This is a genomic window from Peribacillus sp. RS7 (assembly GCF_041956845.1).
Taxonomy (GTDB): domain Bacteria; phylum Bacillota; class Bacilli; order Bacillales; family DSM-1321; genus Peribacillus.
Map to the genome: position 1 here is coordinate 2759398 of NZ_CP168135.1, position 17249 is coordinate 2776646.

At 40.2% G+C, this 17249-nt stretch carries 17 protein-coding genes, 1 pseudogene and 1 riboswitch; of the genes and pseudogenes, 13 read left to right on the forward strand and 5 right to left on the reverse strand.

The features are described 5' to 3' along the window. Positions 1-13: 13 nt before the first annotated feature. From ACDZ29_RS13920 to argH, 3 genes are read left to right on the forward strand one after another with little or no spacing between them, the layout of a single operon-like run. Positions 14-1126, forward strand: a complete 1113-nt coding sequence (locus ACDZ29_RS13920) for an ABC transporter ATP-binding protein (RefSeq protein ID WP_375091051.1) — start codon at positions 14-16, stop codon at positions 1124-1126. Further along, positions 1123-2811, forward strand: coding sequence for an ABC transporter permease (locus tag ACDZ29_RS13925; RefSeq protein WP_375091052.1), 1689 nt, complete (start codon positions 1123-1125; stop codon positions 2809-2811). Before ACDZ29_RS13920 ends, ACDZ29_RS13925 begins: the two co-directional genes overlap by 4 nt. Before the next feature lie 15 nt (positions 2812-2826). Further along, the gene (gene argH, locus ACDZ29_RS13930) at positions 2827-4311 is read left to right on the forward strand and encodes an argininosuccinate lyase (protein ID WP_289323679.1); all 1485 of its coding nucleotides are present in this window, start codon (positions 2827-2829) and stop codon (positions 4309-4311) included. A gap of 5 nt (positions 4312-4316) precedes the next feature. Here argH and ACDZ29_RS13935 read toward each other — a convergent pair whose 3' ends face one another. Further along, positions 4317-4724 carry a hypothetical protein gene (locus tag ACDZ29_RS13935; protein ID WP_375091053.1) on the reverse strand — a complete coding sequence of 136 codons (408 nt, stop codon included), beginning with the start codon at positions 4722-4724 and terminating at the stop codon, positions 4317-4319. Between ACDZ29_RS13935 and ACDZ29_RS13940 the strand changes: the two genes are divergently transcribed. Continuing rightward, positions 4718-4924, forward strand: coding sequence for a hypothetical protein (locus tag ACDZ29_RS13940; RefSeq protein ID WP_370013834.1), 207 nt, complete (start codon positions 4718-4720; stop codon positions 4922-4924). The two genes, ACDZ29_RS13935 and ACDZ29_RS13940, sit on opposite strands and share 7 nt — an antisense overlap. Positions 4925-5074: 150 nt before the next feature. Here ACDZ29_RS13940 and ACDZ29_RS13945 read toward each other — a convergent pair whose 3' ends face one another. The 3 genes from ACDZ29_RS13945 to ACDZ29_RS13955 form a co-directional block, all read right to left on the reverse strand. Continuing rightward, positions 5075-6553 carry a sodium:solute symporter gene (locus ACDZ29_RS13945; RefSeq protein ID WP_375091054.1) on the reverse strand — a complete coding sequence of 493 codons (1479 nt, stop codon included), beginning with the start codon at positions 6551-6553 and terminating at the stop codon, positions 5075-5077. Beyond that, on the reverse strand, positions 6550-6750 hold the full coding sequence (locus ACDZ29_RS13950; protein ID WP_289323683.1) for a DUF3311 domain-containing protein: 201 nt from the start codon (positions 6748-6750) through the stop codon (positions 6550-6552). Before ACDZ29_RS13950 ends, ACDZ29_RS13945 begins: the two co-directional genes overlap by 4 nt. A 289-nt stretch (positions 6751-7039) precedes the next feature. Further along, on the reverse strand, positions 7040-8380 hold the full coding sequence (locus tag ACDZ29_RS13955) for an amino acid permease (protein WP_375091055.1): 1341 nt from the start codon (positions 8378-8380) through the stop codon (positions 7040-7042). A gap of 209 nt (positions 8381-8589) precedes the next feature. Next, a riboswitch (glycine riboswitch) is annotated at positions 8590-8668 on the reverse strand. A gap of 519 nt (positions 8669-9187) precedes the next feature. Here ACDZ29_RS13955 and ACDZ29_RS13960 point away from each other — a divergent pair. Together ACDZ29_RS13960 and ACDZ29_RS13965 are read left to right on the forward strand one after the other, a co-directional pair. Further along, positions 9188-10576 (forward strand): amino acid permease, encoded by a 1389-nt coding sequence (locus ACDZ29_RS13960; RefSeq protein ID WP_370013839.1) that lies wholly within the window; start codon positions 9188-9190, stop codon positions 10574-10576. Between the two features lie 134 nt (positions 10577-10710). Further along, positions 10711-11125 (forward strand): annotated as a pseudogene (locus ACDZ29_RS13965) (BBE domain-containing protein); the annotation flags it as partial. A 76-nt stretch (positions 11126-11201) separates the two neighbouring features. Here the strand turns inward: ACDZ29_RS13965 and ACDZ29_RS13970 are convergent. Next, entirely contained in the window at positions 11202-11414 is a 213-nt protein-coding gene (locus tag ACDZ29_RS13970) for a hypothetical protein (RefSeq protein WP_289323686.1), read from the reverse strand. 323 nt (positions 11415-11737) lie between these two features. Between ACDZ29_RS13970 and ACDZ29_RS13975 the strand changes: the two genes are divergently transcribed. From ACDZ29_RS13975 to ACDZ29_RS14005, 7 genes are all read left to right on the forward strand, one after another. Further along, a complete protein-coding gene (locus ACDZ29_RS13975; RefSeq protein ID WP_289323687.1) occupies positions 11738-11914 on the forward strand; it encodes a hypothetical protein in 177 nt (58 codons plus the stop codon). Further along, complete coding sequence (locus ACDZ29_RS13980; protein ID WP_375091056.1) at positions 11904-12815, forward strand: LysR family transcriptional regulator; 912 nt, start codon at positions 11904-11906, stop codon at positions 12813-12815. The genes ACDZ29_RS13975 and ACDZ29_RS13980 overlap by 11 nt, the downstream gene beginning before the upstream one ends. A gap of 142 nt (positions 12816-12957) precedes the next feature. After that, complete coding sequence (locus tag ACDZ29_RS13985; protein ID WP_375091057.1) at positions 12958-13980, forward strand: LLM class flavin-dependent oxidoreductase; 1023 nt, start codon at positions 12958-12960, stop codon at positions 13978-13980. Between the two features lie 44 nt (positions 13981-14024). Continuing rightward, on the forward strand, positions 14025-15359 hold the full coding sequence (locus tag ACDZ29_RS13990) for an LLM class flavin-dependent oxidoreductase (protein WP_375091058.1): 1335 nt from the start codon (positions 14025-14027) through the stop codon (positions 15357-15359). A gap of 36 nt (positions 15360-15395) precedes the next feature. Further along, positions 15396-15656, forward strand: coding sequence for a glutaredoxin (locus ACDZ29_RS13995; protein ID WP_289323691.1), 261 nt, complete (start codon positions 15396-15398; stop codon positions 15654-15656). A gap of 202 nt (positions 15657-15858) precedes the next feature. Beyond that, a complete protein-coding gene (locus ACDZ29_RS14000) occupies positions 15859-16392 on the forward strand; it encodes a GNAT family N-acetyltransferase (RefSeq protein WP_289323692.1) in 534 nt (177 codons plus the stop codon). 20 nt (positions 16393-16412) lie between these two features. Further along, positions 16413-17237, forward strand: a complete 825-nt coding sequence (locus ACDZ29_RS14005) for an amino acid ABC transporter substrate-binding protein (RefSeq protein ID WP_375091059.1) — start codon at positions 16413-16415, stop codon at positions 17235-17237. Positions 17238-17249: the final 12 nt, after the last annotated feature.

Below are 17249 nucleotides of genomic sequence, written 5' to 3' on the forward strand. Positions count from 1 at the left end.
GAAGTGTCGTTGGATGGCGTCAATAAAAATGGAGAATGTCCAAAAAGCCTTCGGGAAAACGATAGCTGTTGACCATTTAAATCTGGAAATCAAAGAAGGAGAGTTTTTTACCTTTCTTGGTCCAAGTGGCTGCGGTAAAACGACAACGCTTCGAATGATTGCCGGTTTTTATTATCCAACAAAAGGTGTCGTTCGATTTGGCGACAAAGATATGACGCGTGTACCTCCGGAGAAAAGAAATACAGGCATGGTATTTCAAAACTATGCCCTCTTTCCCCACATGACTGTTTTTGATAATGTTGCATTTGGTTTGCGTGTGAGAAAAGTTTCTTCAGCTGACTTAAAGAGGAGAGTGCTGGATGCCCTCCAAAAGGTCAGGCTGGAGAGCTACTCGAATCGTCAAGTGAGCCAGTTGAGCGGAGGACAGCAGCAGCGTGTTGCCCTTGCAAGAGCACTGGTCATTGAACCGGAAATATTGTTGTTGGATGAGCCATTAAGTAATCTGGATGCCAAGCTTCGTGATGAAATGAGGGTAGAAATCTTAAGACTGCAGCGTGATTATAAGATTACCACCATTTATGTCACACATGATCAGGCTGAAGCATTATCCATGAGTGATCGGATCGCTGTGTTCAATTATGGTGTATGTCACCAGGTCGGGACGCCGGCAGAAATTTATAATCAGCCGGCCAATGACTTTGTGGCGAGTTTCATAGGTGAGATTAATCTATTGCCCGTTAATGTGGAAAACGTTCAACAAGAGAATATAGCGGTTACCCTTAAAAACAGTGAACAACCGTTTAAATTCAATGTACAAAATCCAGATAGGGAAGGAAATTCAATTCTGCAGACCGATAATGACCTTGCTGTTTCGATTCGTCCTGAAGCAATCAGAATTCTGGATGTGGCCGAAGAGGGAATGAATATCTTTAAAGGTAAAATCCATTCTGTCCAATTCTTTGGATCTGTTGTAAATGTCATGGTGGATGTTCAAAACGTGTTATTAAGGGTGGACGTATTTAATACTCATGAATTTGGATACTTTTATCAAGGGAAGGAAGTGCATGTCCAACTTCCTGAGAAAAAGCTACGCCTTCTCCCTGTCATTAGCGGTGATGCACCATGATTAAAAACCGTGACACCAGATTGACGATTTGGCTCCTTATTCCAGTTGTATTGGTGCTCGTAGCTTATGTACTCTACCCATCATTGAGAACCTTTATAGAAAGTTTGCAAAAAGACGGATCGATATCCCTCGGAAATTATCAGGACTTCTTCGTACAGGAATCGAAAACGAACTTAGAGGCTCTATGGAATTCCGTTTATATATCCGTATTGAGTGTATTGGTCAGTGCCTTGATTGGCATTCCTCTCGCAATCATTTTTAACCGTTATGATTTTCCAGGGAGAAGCTTCTTTTCATCAGCAGCGATATTGCCGATTGTCCTTCCGTCGTTGGTGGGGGTTATGGCCTTTATGTTTTTATATGGAGAATCGGGATTAATCCCAAATGCCATTAAGGATCTGTTCGGTCTCGATAAAGTTCCATTTAAAATTGGCGGGGTATCGGGAATACTGATCGTGCATGCCTATACGATGTATGTATATTTTTATATGACCGTATCGGCTGCAATCAATAAAATTGATCCGTCCCTAGAAGAAGCTGCTTATAACTTAGGCGCAAATAAATTCAAGGTATTTTGGAAGGTGACATTTCCATTATTGACACCTGCTATCGTGGCCGCCTCTTTACTTGTTTTCATGATATCGATGGCTTCATTCAGCGCCCCGTTTTTATTGGCTGGGGGGTACAGGGTATTAAGCTTGCAAATTTATTTTTCGAAGATTAATGGAGATATGGAAATTGCCGCCACTCAATCCGTCATTCTATCCATTGTTTCGATTTCATTTCTATTATTCATGCGTTGGTATCAGAATAGGAAAGATTACCGCATGGCTTCCAAAGGAATTGGGGCACACAGGAATGAAGTGGAAAATCCGTTTATGAAATGGGTGATGGTCGTAACGGGTATCATCGGCGTAATTATTCTGCTTTTACCGCACTTCACGATTCTATTGCTTTCACTTGTGCCGGATGGAACTTGGACATTCCAAACGTACCCAACAGTATTTAATGTGGAAAATTACCGGCTATTGTTTGAAGATCCCAATATCTTTAAACCGTTACGGAATAGTTTACTGATGGCCGTAATTGCCACACTGGCAAATCTGGTGTTTGGGGTCATCGCGTCCTATGTTCTTGTCAAACGGAAATTCGTAGGGAAAAGCTTTGTTGATATTCTAGTCATGATTCCTTGGGCGTTGCCTGCAACGGTCATAGGGATGAACTTGATATTCGCATTCAATGAACCTAGCGTTTTTTCTTTCGGTCAAATATTGGTAGGAACTTTTTGGATTTTGCCACTTGCCTATTTCATCAGACATATTCCACTCGTTGTCCGCTCGACTAACGCCGTTCTGGAGCAGCTCGATGACTCGGTTGAGGAAGCGGCCAGAAACTTGGGGGCAAAGTGGTTTTATACCTTCAGAAAGGTCATTTTACCGATTATTCTGCCTGGTGTTTTATCAGGGACATTATTGGCATTCATCGAGTCTGTAGGAGAATTTCCAACCTCAGTCTTGTTGTATACGATTTCAAACAGACCCATATCCATTGAAATCATGAATCAGCTTCGGATGTTCAATATGGGGCAGGCAGCTGCCTATGGGATGATTCAAATCACGCTTATTGTTATCGTTCTCTTTATTTCGAACAAGTTTTTTGGAATCAAAGCGGAAAAAGCTTTATAAATCGGAGGTTTAAAGATGAGTAAGCTTGAAGAATTTATCAAAAATGAAGGTAGTGTTTTTCCCGGTAAAACATATGCGGAAGAGCTTCTAATGCCAGTTTTTAATGATCAAAGAGATTACTTATTTCATGTGATGTTCGATATTCATCGAGCACATGTCATTATGCTTTCGGAACAAAAGATCATTAAAGAAGAAGAGGCGAAAACCATGCTGGATGGGATTCGGAAAGTGGCCCAAACAGATCTCACCAAGCTGACCTATCAGCCTCAATTCGAAGACTTATTTTTCATGATGGAGGCAAAGGTCGGTGAGGAAATTGGTCATGAGCTTGCAGGGAAAATTCATATCGGGCGTAGCCGTAATGATATGGGAGTTGCGATGTACCGGCTAGTTTTGAGAGGTCATCTGCTCCAATTGATTGGTTATGCAAACCAATTGAGTGAGGCATTCTTGGTGCAGGCAGAAAAACATACAGAAACATATATTACTGGTTACACACATACCCAACCGGCTCAGCCGACTACATTAGGCCATTACTTTTTAGCCATTTATGATGTTCTCCAAAGGGATATTGGCAGGTTATGGGCAGCCTTTGAAACGGTGAACCAATCCCCTCTGGGCGCGGCTGCGTTAACGACTACTGGTTTTCCAATCAGCCGGAACCGTACTGCAGAACTGCTTGGGTTCGATTCGGTTATTGAAAATTCCTATGACTCGATAGGTGGGGCCGATTATTTATTGGAAACCGCAACTGCCATCATGACGTGCATGGTCAACACTGGAAGGTGGATTCAAGATTTCCTGCAGCATGTGACAAGGGAGTTTGGTACATTTCATGTGGCAGATCCTTATGTTCAAGTGAGCAGCATCATGCCGCAAAAAAGAAACCCAGTATCAATTGAACATTCCCGTTCGATTGCAAGCAGTGCGTATGGTGACGCACTTGCTGCCATGAACATGATCCACAACACACCATTTGGTGATATCGTCGATACGGAAGATGATTTACAGCCGCATTTATATCGAGCCTTTTCGAATGCGGGCCGTGTCATGAAACTGATGTATGCCGTCATATCAACTTTGAAAGTGAATGAAGAACATACAAAGAAAATGGCAGCAAAATCTAGTATAACGGTTACTGAATTAGCGGATACCCTATCAAGAGATTACGAGATATCATTTAGAAAAGCCCATTCCATAGCCAGCCATATTGCAAAACGGTCGATAAGTGAAGGGAAAGAGTTATATGATTGGGACACACAAGACATAAACAAGATGATAAATGAATTCGTTTCAGTGAATATAGCAGAAGATGAATGGAAAAAAATAATCTCTCCCGAATACTTTGTGGAGATTAGAAGCATTCAAGGCGGGCCCAGCCCGAAAGAGGTTTCGAGGATGATTGTATATAGAAAACAAAAACTGGAACAAGAGTTACAGGAATATAAGGAAATGGTCAAAGCATTGAATGATGGAAGGAAGGCTTTAGTGGATTACTGAAGTTATCAGGTAAAAAGGAAGGGAGTTTTATTAACGGGCATGGAACTCACGAGTATTTGCTCCGAATTCACGAGTAAAAGCGTAAAACTCACGAGTATTTGCTCCAAATTCACGAGTAAAAGCGTGAAACTCACGAGTATTTGCTCCAAATTCACGAGTAAAAGCGTAAAACTCACGAGTATTTGCTCCAAATTCACGAGTAAATGCGTGAAACTCACGAGTATTTGCTCCAAATCACGAGTAAATGCATGGAACTCACGAGTATTTGCTCCAAATTCACGAGTAAAAGCGTAAAACTCACGAGTAAAAGCCAGAATCTCCTGAAAAGAGTATTTTTTTGTTGTCTTGGAAGCAATACGAAGCATTTTATCTGCTAACTGCGAACCTAATATAAGGCGGAATGTTAATGTCAAATAGATTTCAGTTCGGTTTCATCCTGATTTTAATAGCTTTCGTAATATCGATTACTTTTAGCTTTAACCCTAAATTATTAATACCTAAAGGATATGATTTAGCTACTGATGGTCTGGTAGTAGCCAGAACCTTGATGATTATTTTTTCGTTGTATTTATTAGTTAAAATAGGGGATTTGATTATAAACAAAAAAGAGTAGTAGTCTAAAATGAGACTTCCTATAATCAATCTTGAGAAAAAGGACATTATGCTTTGGATATCGATTATAAAGGAAGGCTCAGTCTTTTGACTGAGCCTTCCGATGCTCTTCTAATGTTTCTTTATCCAAAATAAACAGCCAATGAGCGCTTCATATATCGTTAACGGATTTAGGTTCCAACTGAACCGCGTGCTTCCTGTAAGCAAGACTTACTGTTATCATCACAAGGAAATTGATTGCCAAGGCAATGATTCCGACATTCAAATCTTTTGCTGCTTGTGGCAAGGATGGAAACAAGGTCCCTATTGTTGAATGACTGAGTGTAATGCAGATTACGATGGCTAATCCGGTGACGATGCCGGCGATTGCGCCATATTTATTGATTGGATTATTCTTCTTCAGACTAAAGAGAAGGGAAGGGAATAGCTGTGTAATGAGACTGTATCCCATGAGAATTAATGCTGACATCGTTTCGCCGCCGTTTAAGGTGAAGTAGACGGCTATAAGGGCAATGATGGGAACAAGGAACTTTGCCAATCTTACAACGTGCCGATCGGATACTGTAGGTGCGAATTCCTTATAGACATTTTTCGCGAGCAGTGTAGTGACGCTCATCAAAAGCATGGATCCAGGCACCAATGCGGTCAGCAATCCAGCTCCGCCGATTATGCCTATGAACCATGGATCAAAGGTCTCGATCGAAAGGCGCAGCAATGAGAGGTCTGCATCTGCCCCAACGAGTCCAGGCACTTTCAATATAGCTGTAAACCCTACAAAAAAGACGAATAACAGCATGAGTGTATATAAAGGGCTGATGATGGCATTTTTTCGAAATACCTTCCCGCTGCGCGCTGAATAAACAGCGCTGAAAACTTGGGGCCACATATAGAAACCGAATACGAGCAATATTACCGTGGAGATAAACCATGAAACGCTAAGTCCCTGCTCAGGGAACTTTAGAAAACCGGGTTTTGCCGCATCAATCGCTTCAAACATCGGCTGAAATCCACCAAAGTAATGAATGGGCAGATAAATCCCTAAGAATCCTATAATGGCAATCATCATGATATCTTTAATGACTGCTGTCCAAACTGAACCGTGTATACCGGATATCATCACATAAATGGTAAGGCTGATCGCCCCCATCCAAACCGCCGCAGACATTGAGATGGCACCATAAGAAGCTTCTGAGACAATGATCCCCAAACCTTTCAGCTGCACGACGATCACTGGAATCATCGACACCACACCGACAAGCGCAGCCAAAATTCCTAAACTAGGACTCTTATATTTGCTTACAAAGAAATCGGATTGAGACATCAGTTTATTTTCTTTGGCATATTTCCATATTTCCGGAAGGAGCCAATAGGATAATACGTAAGACAAAGTAATGTAAATAAGAACATATAGAGCGGGTGCGCCCTTGCCATAAGCCCAGCCGCTGCCGCCAAGGAAGGAGAAGGTCGTATAGATTTCCCCAGCCATCAGCAGAAAGACGAATATTGCACCAAAACCACGTCCGCCCACCGTCCATTGTTCCAAGTCCATATCTTTTCCTTTTGAAGAGCGAATGCCTAAAAATATCGACAGAAGTAAAAATGCTAAAATGATTAAGAGAGCAATATTCATTCCTGGTCACCTTCCCGATTCCTGGGATCCAGCTTATACATGATGCCCAAGATACCAGAGGTAAGGACCACCCACATAGCCATCCAGAACATATTGAAAGGCATCCCTAATACATAAGGTTCTATTCTATTAACAAAAGGTAGAAATCCTAGTATGCCTATGAAAGGAACTAGAGTAAGGATATATATAATCTTCATTAAACAAACCCCTCCGTATTAAATAAAGTGAAACGTCCACCAATGGGGTTTTTCTTCAATGCCACTGATGGATGGGTGAACCAAACGGGGAAGGGAAATTCATACATGATTGATTTCCCTTCTTTTACAAGTTCCGATGATATATATTAGCTTACACTATTTCGATATAAAATTTAATGTGGTTGCTTGATATATTTTTAGCAACCGAGTCCACTGATGGAAAGTTGAAGTGTTTGTTGAAATGGATAAAGCCTTGAATTCATATTGAGTTCAAGGCTTTATCCGTTTTCTATCTTTTTTTCTGGTAGTTATATAGTATCACCAAGAGTATGAACCAGATTGGCGTCATGAGCAGTGATAGCCGTGTAGCTTCAGCGAATAGCATAACGATAAGGATGAACAGGAATAATCCTAAAATGACGTAATTGATAAAGGGTGTAAAAGGAGCCTTGAAAGTTGATGCGGCTCTTAGGTCAGGCCTTGTTTTCGAATATTTGATATGGGAGATCAAGATTATGCTCCATACCCATATGAAACAGATGGCACTGATGGTCGTCACAACGGTAAATGCCTGTTCCGGTATCAGTTTGCTTAATAATGCCCCAAGTGATACAACGATTGTTGATGTAAACAAGGCATTGCTTGGAACAGCCTGTTTATTTAATTTTTTCAGTTTAGCAGGGGCTTCGCCACTCCTGCTTAACGTATAGAGTATTCGGCTTGTTGAAAATAAACCGCTGTTGCATGCAGAAGCAGCAGATGTCAAAACGACGAAGTTGATGATCCCTGCAGCTACAGGAATGCCGATTAACGCAAAGACCTCTACAAATGGGCTGCTCGTGGAATCCAGTTGAGTCCATGGGTTGACGCAGAGAATGACGAATATGGCACCCACATAGAAAAGTAAAATCCGGACAGGGATTTTATTGATGGCAGACGGAATGTTCTTTCTCGGGTTCGCCGTTTCTGCGGCGGAAACCCCGACCAATTCGACACCTACAAAGGAGAAGACGACCAACTGTAAAGATAACAGGAATCCGGAAATGCCATTGGGGAACATGCCTCCATGATTCCATAGGTTCGTTAGGGAAACCGTTCCGGTATTGGTATTGAAGCCGATGATCAATAAGATGATACCTACGATGATCAAGGCGATGATCGTGATTACTTTAATGATGGCAAACCAGAATTCCAATTCGCCAAATAACTTAACGGTCAATAGGTTCAATCCTAACAGGATGACCAGGCATATTAGAGCCGGAATCCATTGAGGGATATCGAACCAGTATTGTATATAGACACCGACAGCTATGATATCGGCCATTGCGGTCATGATCCAACAGAACCAATAGGTCCAACCGGTCACGAAGCCAGCCCATGGACCGACATATTCGGTTGCGAATTCAGTGAATGACGTATACCCTGCATTGGATAAGAGCAATTCGCCTAGGGCCCTCATCACAAAAAACAAAGCAATCCCTATTATCAGATAGGAGAAGATGATGGATGGACCTGCCAATTGTATGGCTTTTCCGGATCCTAAAAATAAACCGGTACCAATTGTTCCTCCTATTGCAATTAGTTGTACATGACGATTTTTTAAATCTCTTTTTAATTCCTGTTTAGCCAATTCGTACGCCCCCGTCTTTTATGGTCTTGATAGTGAATGATTTCAAACCTGCTTGGTCTTGGAGAGAGGGACGTGATTTTTCGCCCAGCTTGCATTTCCCAATGGTTTTTTTCACGAGTGTTGTTTCCGTCCAATCACAAAGTGGACAATAAAAAAAGAGATTGGATAATACCAATCTCTTAAAGGGTTCAGAATAACAATTTATCATTCGTTACTCTTCTGTCCTTTTGCCTGAGATTGTGAATCCTTCGGCGCTGCATCTTGTACAGTCTCTCCAGAAGCTGCTCCTGCTATAGTGTCATCCATAGCCTTCATCGCTTGCTTGTATGCGGTTGTGTGAAAATGTCAGTCAGTGATAATCTTCCACTGCTAAATCATTCATTAAACTTATAAAATAATATTGGAATTCTATCATTTATTTTTTCGGAGGTCAACAAATTTTTGCATTTACAACACTTCTTGAAATTTTATAAACATTCACTTGCGAAGGTTTGAATGGGCTCCAATCAGAAGTGATTGTTTCCTGCTCTTTTTGTACTATCACTATTATAAAATACTGATCATCACTTTTTTAAAATGATAATTTTTGATTGGGAATATCAACAAGATATTTTTGGCAACTGTTTATTTGAAAAATACATTTGTATTTTTACAGAATATTTACTATTATAAGATAAGAAAACAAAATTAAAGTGTTATGCAAATGATTAGGATAAAGCATTTTTAACCGCAATAATAATAGAGAGTCGATTGGTGGAAAGGATATTAATATCATTGCCGCTAATATTGCATCTGGGGGAGTTAAACATGTCAAATAAGGAATTAAAGAGAGGGCTGGAGGCACGTCATATTCAAATGATAGCCTTGGGCGGAACCATCGGGGTTGGGTTATTCATGGGATCGGCGAGCACGATCAAATGGACTGGGCCCTCTGTAATGCTCGCTTATGCCATCGCAGGTATATTTATATTTTTCATCATGCGCTCTATGGGGGAGATGCTATATTTAGAACCGACTACAGGTTCTTTTGCAACCTTTGCGAGCAGCTATATACATCCTTTGGCTGGTTATATGACTGCTTGGAGCAATTGGTTTCAATGGGTAATCGTCGGAATGTCCGAAATCATCGCCGTTGGAATGTATATGCAGTATTGGTTCCCGGAGTTACCAGCTTGGATACCAGGTGTGGTCGCCATGATCATCTTGGGGGCGGCAAACCTCATTTCCGTAAAATCTTTCGGGGAATTTGAGTTTTGGTTTGCGCTTATAAAAATAATTACGATTGTATTGATGATCATTGCTGGTTTTGGCCTTATTTTCTTTGGCATAGGGAATGGGGGGGATGCGATTGGATTATCGAATCTTTGGGCAAATGGCGGCTTCTTTACGGGAGGTTGGACAGGATTCTTCTTTGCGCTTTCCCTTGTCGTGGCTTCCTATCAAGGCGTTGAGCTTATCGGCATCACAGCCGGAGAAGCGAAAGATCCAACAAAGACCGTAACAAAAGCGATCCAATCAATCATATGGCGCATTCTAATTTTCTATATTGGCGCTATCTTCGTCATCGTGACGGTTTATCCTTGGGATAAACTGGATGACATCGGAAGTCCATTCGTTTCAACCTTTGCTAAAATCGGTATCACTGCAGCGGCAGGCATCATTAACTTTGTCGTAATCACTGCCGCAATGTCTGGATGCAACAGTGGGATTTTCAGTGCAGGGCGTATGCTTTACACTCTAGCATTGAATGGCCAAGCTCCTAAAATCTTTGCAAAAGTATCTAAAAATGGAGTGCCGGCATATTGTACGATCGCTGTATTATTAGGATTGGGCATCGGGGTTATCCTGAATTACCTTGCACCGCCGCAATTATTCCTTTATGTGTACAGTGCGAGTGTTTTACCCGGGATGATTCCATGGTTTGTCTTACTTATCAGTGAGCTTAAATTCAGAAAGGTAAATGCTGTTGAAATGGAAAAACATCCGTTCAAAATGCCGTTGGCCCCTTACAGTAACTATGCGACAATTGCCTTTTTACTGATGGTGCTGGTTGGTATGTGGGTCAATCCGAGTACCCGGATTTCCTTGATTGTCGGGATCGTTTTCCTAGTCTTGGTCGCAGCGAGTTATTACCTGCTGAAAATGGATAAACGAACTCCATTGGATGTTAAATCCGATGATGAGATTTCTGGATAAGGTACGAAAGCATAAAGCGTTAAAATACTTTTTAAAAAGCCCTTCTCTTGATCGAGAGGGGCTTTTTTTTTGCCTTTGTGGATCAATTGTTGGAAATCACGAGTAAAGCTGAAGAATTCACGAGTGAACCTGCGATGAAGAATTTTCTGGAAAATACTCCAAATGAAAATGCAGCAATTTGGCACCAATCCATAGGGGTCGCTGGTCGTTCGGACCCAAATGAAACGGCTTTTTATTATCGGGATGCCATCATCGCCCGGGAGTATCTGGCTACATGGACCAATCCAGAAGAAGAGCGGGAAAACATCCAGTGGATCAAGGAACTTAAATGCGCTTTGGCTTCATATACTACCGGTGACTACGTGAATTGGCCGGATACTCTCATCAAAAATTGGCCAACTGCGTACTATGGAGAAAAATTCAAACGGCTTCGAGAAGTGAAAACGAGGTATGTAAGATCCATACAATACGTTTAAGTTCCCTCAAAGCATACCCCCATTAAATAGTGGTGTTGAAAAGGCTTGGTTGGACCAAAAACATCCGTTATAAAAAGGCCTATTCCTAAATTTGGATATAGGCCTCTTTCATCTTGTTTTGAATCAATTAATCGAGATAATACCCAAAATCACTCTGCTTGCGGAGCTTGTACTGTACTGTAAACCTGATTTACGGAAGATTGGGCTTGTGCGATTTCTTGAGCAGCTTGTTTAATGGCTTCTTGTGCCAAAGTTGGATCAGAGGAAGATTTTTCTATTGCTTGTGAAAGTAAGGTTTGCGTAAGGGTAACGTTTGCTTTTGCTTGATTTAATTGATTGATATCAATTTGTTGTTGAGGCATGTAGTTTCTCTCCTTATGTCATAATTTGAATTACTCCATTAGGATGACCTTTCTTTTCTTTTTTATAAGGAGAAAAAATATATAACGTAGACAGGAAGGACTGAAACTGCCAAGTCCATTGGGATAAACAAGTTAAATAAACTATGCAAAATTTATCGCGCAATCCGGAAAAAAGATACACCCTTAGGATTGAAAAACGGGAAGAAAGAGAATGAAATTATTAGTTTTATTTACTTAGAATCCTTAAATTTTCATCTGTATAAATAGTATTATGTTCCTTGAATATCATATTGTATGAAATCGCAATAAATATATCGTGACTGTTGGTTGTTCAGTTAATTAAATTACACTTTACTTATTGGTTTTATAAGATTAAAATCGGAGAAAGAATTATTATAAAAGATGAGCTGATTGGACAACCAAAAGCTCCTGAACGCGATAAGCGAACAGGAGCTTTTTGCGTTCATTTTGGAAAAAGGAGTTGGGGAGATGAATATTGATCATATTGAAGCTTTTATGTATGTTGTTCATTTTAATAGTTTTCATAAAGCAGCAGAGGCACTGTTTTTATCACAGCCGACGGTTTCGGCAAGAATTAAGACGCTTGAGAGTGAACTCGATTCAGAACTATTTGAGAGGCAAGGGAGAGGGATTATTTTAACGGAAAAAGGGAAAGCGTTCATTCCATTTGCGGAACAAATTATTCGTACCTTTCAACAGGGGAAAAAACAGTTGAAAACAGGAAGCGATCTGGAGGAAATAACGATAGGGGCTAATATCATTACATCGCAATACTTTATTCCATTTGCTCTTCCTCTTTGGAAAAAGGAAAACCCTAATTTACGCTTTAAATTTATTTCAGCAACAAATGATGCATTAATTGATAAATTGCTTCAGAAAAAGGTTGATATAGCATTTATGAAGGATGTTACACATAGTGGTCTGCAAAATCACAAGACCCTTGATAATTCGATACGTTTAGTAGTGTATCCAGGACATCCATTTCAAGTTGAAACAGAGCTAACGGTGCAAGTATTAGCAATGGAGCCGTTGGTATTTTTTGAGTGTGGTGCGTTTGACTGGAACCACGTTCATAAAATTTTTGAAGTGTCTAATGTAGAGCCGCGTATTGAATTTCAGGTTGATCACTTGGAAGTGGCGAAATCGCTAATTCTTAGCAGAAGCTGTATCGGATTTTTACCGTATTTATGTATTAAAAAAGAGTTAGAACAGGGAACTTTGGTTGAAGTTGATGTGTCACATTTAATCAAGATAAAGCAGCACATCTATCTGACTCATTTAAATCACGGGATGGAAGCACCCTTACTATGGAATGACATTCTTTTATCAATACGGAAATTTGAACAAGACCATCATCAATCACTGACACAATCTAATTGATAGATATTTTCTATCAATACAATATTTTTTCCTATTAGTTAAACCATTGCCATTAACATGCTTTAGGTGTTAGGATAAATCAAAATTATTAAATTGTTATTATTCATATAAGTATACTTTGAATTAAAGCGGAGGAGAGAATATGAGTTATAAGCTTGGCATTTTAGACCAGAGCCCGATATTTCCAGGAACTTCAGCCTTTGATGCACTACAGCAAACCATTAAGCTGGCGAGACATGCAGAAGAGTGGGGATATACCCGTTTCTGGGTATCAGAACATCATCATGCCGAAAAGCTAGCGGGATCTTCCCCGGAAGTATTGGTATCATATTTATTAGCCCAAACAAAATCTATTCGGGTAGGGTCCGGAGGTGTTATGCTTCAGCATTATAGTCCATATAAAGTGGCGGAAAATTTTCACGTGTTATCAAATCTTTCGCCTGGCAGAGTTGACCTTGGCATTGGAAAGGCACCGGGTGGTCTCCCCTTATCAACGAAGGCGCTACAATTTGGTACTGTTAATGATGGAAAAGATTTCGAAGAGCGGTTATCTTTTTTACAAAAAATAATTGAAAATTCGATTAATAATAATCACCCGCTTTCAGGTATTCAAGCGACGCCACTCCCTTCAAAAAAGCCAAAAATGTTTCTGCTTGGTGCAAGTGCTGACAGTGCCAGGCTAGCAGCCAATCTGGGTATAGCTTATGTATTTGCTCGATTTATCAACAGTAATGAGACTGTATTCGAAGATGCTGTACGCATTTACCGAAGTATCTATCCAACTGGGAGCTTTAAGGTATCAGTTTCAGTGATTGCTGCTCCTTCACAACAAGAAGCAGAACAGCTAGCAGGTGACCAAAAGATAGTGAAAGTTCATCTCCAAAGCGGTCGTTCTGTTACGGTCCAAACCTTAGTGCAAGGAGAATTATTCGGGAAGCAGTCTGGGGAGTCTTACGAAATAGAAGAACAAGATTCCAATATTATTGCTGGAACTCCCTCTTACGTAAAGGAAGTCCTAACAAATTTACATGAAAAATATGGGGTAGATGAGTTTATCCTACATACACCGGTAGTAAAAGAAGCAGAAAGATTCCGATCTTTTCAATTGTTGAGTCCGCTTCAATTAGCCTTACCTGGAGAAAAGAACTTTGTGAGCCAAAATTAAGAAGTCAGCAAGCTAAAAACCGATTAATTAAAGGAGGAGTATTGATGTCTGAGCAGAGAAAGTTGAAATTTGGAGCGCTTATTCATGGAGTTGGAGGGAGTATATCTGGTTGGAGGCATCCTGACATTCAAACCGATGCCAGTGTTAGTCTTGAATTTTATAAGGAGCAGGCCCAGAAGGCAGAAGAGGGAAAGTTCGATTTACTTTTCATTGCTGACGGTTTATTCATCAATGAGAAATCCATTCCGCATTTTTTAAATCGATTTGAGCCACTTACCATTTTATCCGCACTTGCTGCTTTCACATCACGAATAGGGCTTGTCGGAACTGTTTCCACCTCATACAGTGAACCATTTACCGTAGCTCGGCAATTTGCTTCACTTGATCACATTAGTCATGGTCGTGGCGGATGGAACCTTGTTACTACACCTCTTGAGAGTACCGCCTTGAACTATAACAAAACGATCGAAGAACACCCTGATCATGCCAAACGCTATCGGATAGCATCAGAATATATACATGTTACCAAAGGGCTTTGGGATTCATGGGAGGATGACGCGTTTACTCGGGATAAAGAGTCCGGTGAGTTTTTTGATCCTTCTAAAATACATCAATTAAATCATATAGGAGAATTTTTCTCCGTGCAAGGACCACTCAACATTGCTAGATCTAAACAGGGGCGGCCTGTCATTTTTCAAGCAGGTTCATCAGAAGCTGGAAAAAATCTGGCGGCTAAAGAAGCGGATGCAATCTTTACAGGTCAACCAACATTGGAAGATGCCAAGAATTTTTATCAAGATGTAAAAAACAGGGCTATTGCATTCGGGAGAAATCCTGATGAAATTGTTATTCTGCCAGGTATAGCGCCAATCATTGGTGCAACTGAGGAAGAGGCAGAGCACAAATATCAAGAACTCGCTAACCTAGTATCTATAGATAAGGCGCTTGACTATTTGGGACGATACTTCGATCATCATGATTTTTCTCAATATGAACTGGATGCACCTTTCCCAGTCCTCGGAGACATCGGAAAAAACAGTTTCCGAAGTACGACTGATCGGATTAAAGAGGAAGCCAAGGAGAAACAGTTAACGCTCCGTCAAGTAGCACTTAAGGAGACTACACCTCGGACTTCTTTTATTGGAACTCCAGAGAAAGTAGCGGATTTGATTCAGCGATGGTTCGAAGAGAAGGGTGCGGACGGGTTTATCTTTACTTCAAGTGTTCCAAATGCTTTAAGTGATTTTGTATCTTATGTGATTCCTATACTTCAGAAAAGGGGAATATATCGTACTGAATATGAAGCAGAAACATTAAGAGGCAACTTGGGGCTTCCATTCCCGGAAAATCGTTATGCGAAAGAAAAGATTAATCAATAATTGAAGAATCGTTTAAAAAATAAGGAGGAATACGAAATGGAAGAAGCGTTATCTGTCGTCGTTTGGTCAAAACAAGGATGTCACTATTGCGAAGAAGTTAAACAATACTTAAAAGAAAAGGAGATCGCTTATCAAACGGTGGATGTTACCAATCATGATGAACGGCGAGATATTTTAGAAATCAAATATGGTGTTCGGTATGTGCCTATTATTGAAATTGGGCGAGGTAACGTATATGAGAGTGTTACGGAAATTGGCATACCTTATCTTGAAAAAGTACTCGAACGATTACAATAAAAAAAGACGCGTGTTAATCCGAGTATATAAGTATAAATAGCTGATTTAAAAAGTTGAATTTTCAACCATGACAGTTTTTATGACTTATTCTTCAATCCTGAGAACTGGAGGATGTTAGTAAAGTAGGAATAAATGAAAAATTGCTGATTTAAATCCGACTATTCTTGTGTAAATAATATGTTATAGAAATGGGGAGTTAATCATGACACAGATAATCCGTCTTGCTACTGTAAAGGATGCTCCAGAAGTGCTAAACGTCACACTTCGGGCTTATGAACCAATTAGAGAATTGAATATTAACTTTCTGGCTGCGACAGCTGATTTGCAGCTAGTGACGAATAATATTAGGCGGAATCTCACTTATGTTTTAGAACAGGAGGGTCAAATTGTTTCCACTGTGACAGTTCGTCATCCATGGAATGATCCTGATCATTTCAGTCCGTACCCATTCATTTGGTGGTTTGCAGTCGACCCCCTATACAAACAAAAAGGTATAGGCTCAACTTTGTTAACCTGGGTGGAAGAAAATGTACTTCGGAAACAGGTGAAAGCGCCGGCCGTCTATTTGGCGACAGCTGATCGTCATCCTTGGCTTGTTTCCATTTATGAAAGAAGAGGCTATGAGATTTTTGCTGAACGAGATCACGATGGAGAAAAAATTGTGTATCTTCGTAAAATTCTAGATGAAACGCTGTATCGCATTATTGAAAATAAAGAACCAATTGTTAGTAATTAAAAACGTCGGGGGAATTTGAGATGAAAAAAACATTATTTATTGTTATGGCACTGCTACTTACTTTTTTGGGAGCTTGCTCTTCGAAAGAAACAACAAGTACTGCTAAATCAAGTTCTGGAGATTCAAAAAATAACAAAGTTCAGAAAATCATTGTCGGAACAGGGACGCAATTCCCGAATATTTGCTTTTTGGATAAGAATGGTAATCTGACAGGTTATGATGTCGAGTTGGTTCGTCAAATCGATGAAAAGCTGCCAGAATATGAATTTGAATTTAAAACGATGGAATTTTCTAATCTATTATTAAGTTTAGAAACGAACAAAATAGATTTTGTTGCTCACCAAATGGAGGTGAATGATGAACGAAAAGAAAAATTTCTATTTAATAAAGAACCATATAATGTCTTTCCCCTTCAAGTTACAGTTCATCAGGACAACAATGATATTCACTCCATTAAAGATCTAAAAGGAAAAAAAGCGATCGTGAGTGCAACGAGCAATTCTGCTGTTTTTCTTGAAAAGTATAATAAGGAAAACAATGCCGGGATCGAAATTGTCTATTCTGGCCAGGGCGTAGATGATACGAAGAATCAAATCAAAACTGGTCGGGCGGATGCTACCATTACTACACCATTTGCAGTCGACTTCTTAAATAAACAAGCAGATGCACAGCAAAAGGTTGTGGGTGAGCCACTTCTTAATTCAAAAGTATACTTTTTGCTAAGAAAAGACGAAACGCCTTTACAGAAGAGAATTGATGAAGCACTTGTGGAGCTGAAAAAAGATGGGGTAGTTAGCGAACTAAGTAAAAAGTGGCTGGGCGCAGACTATTCAGTAGGATTTTAATTAGATAGTAGT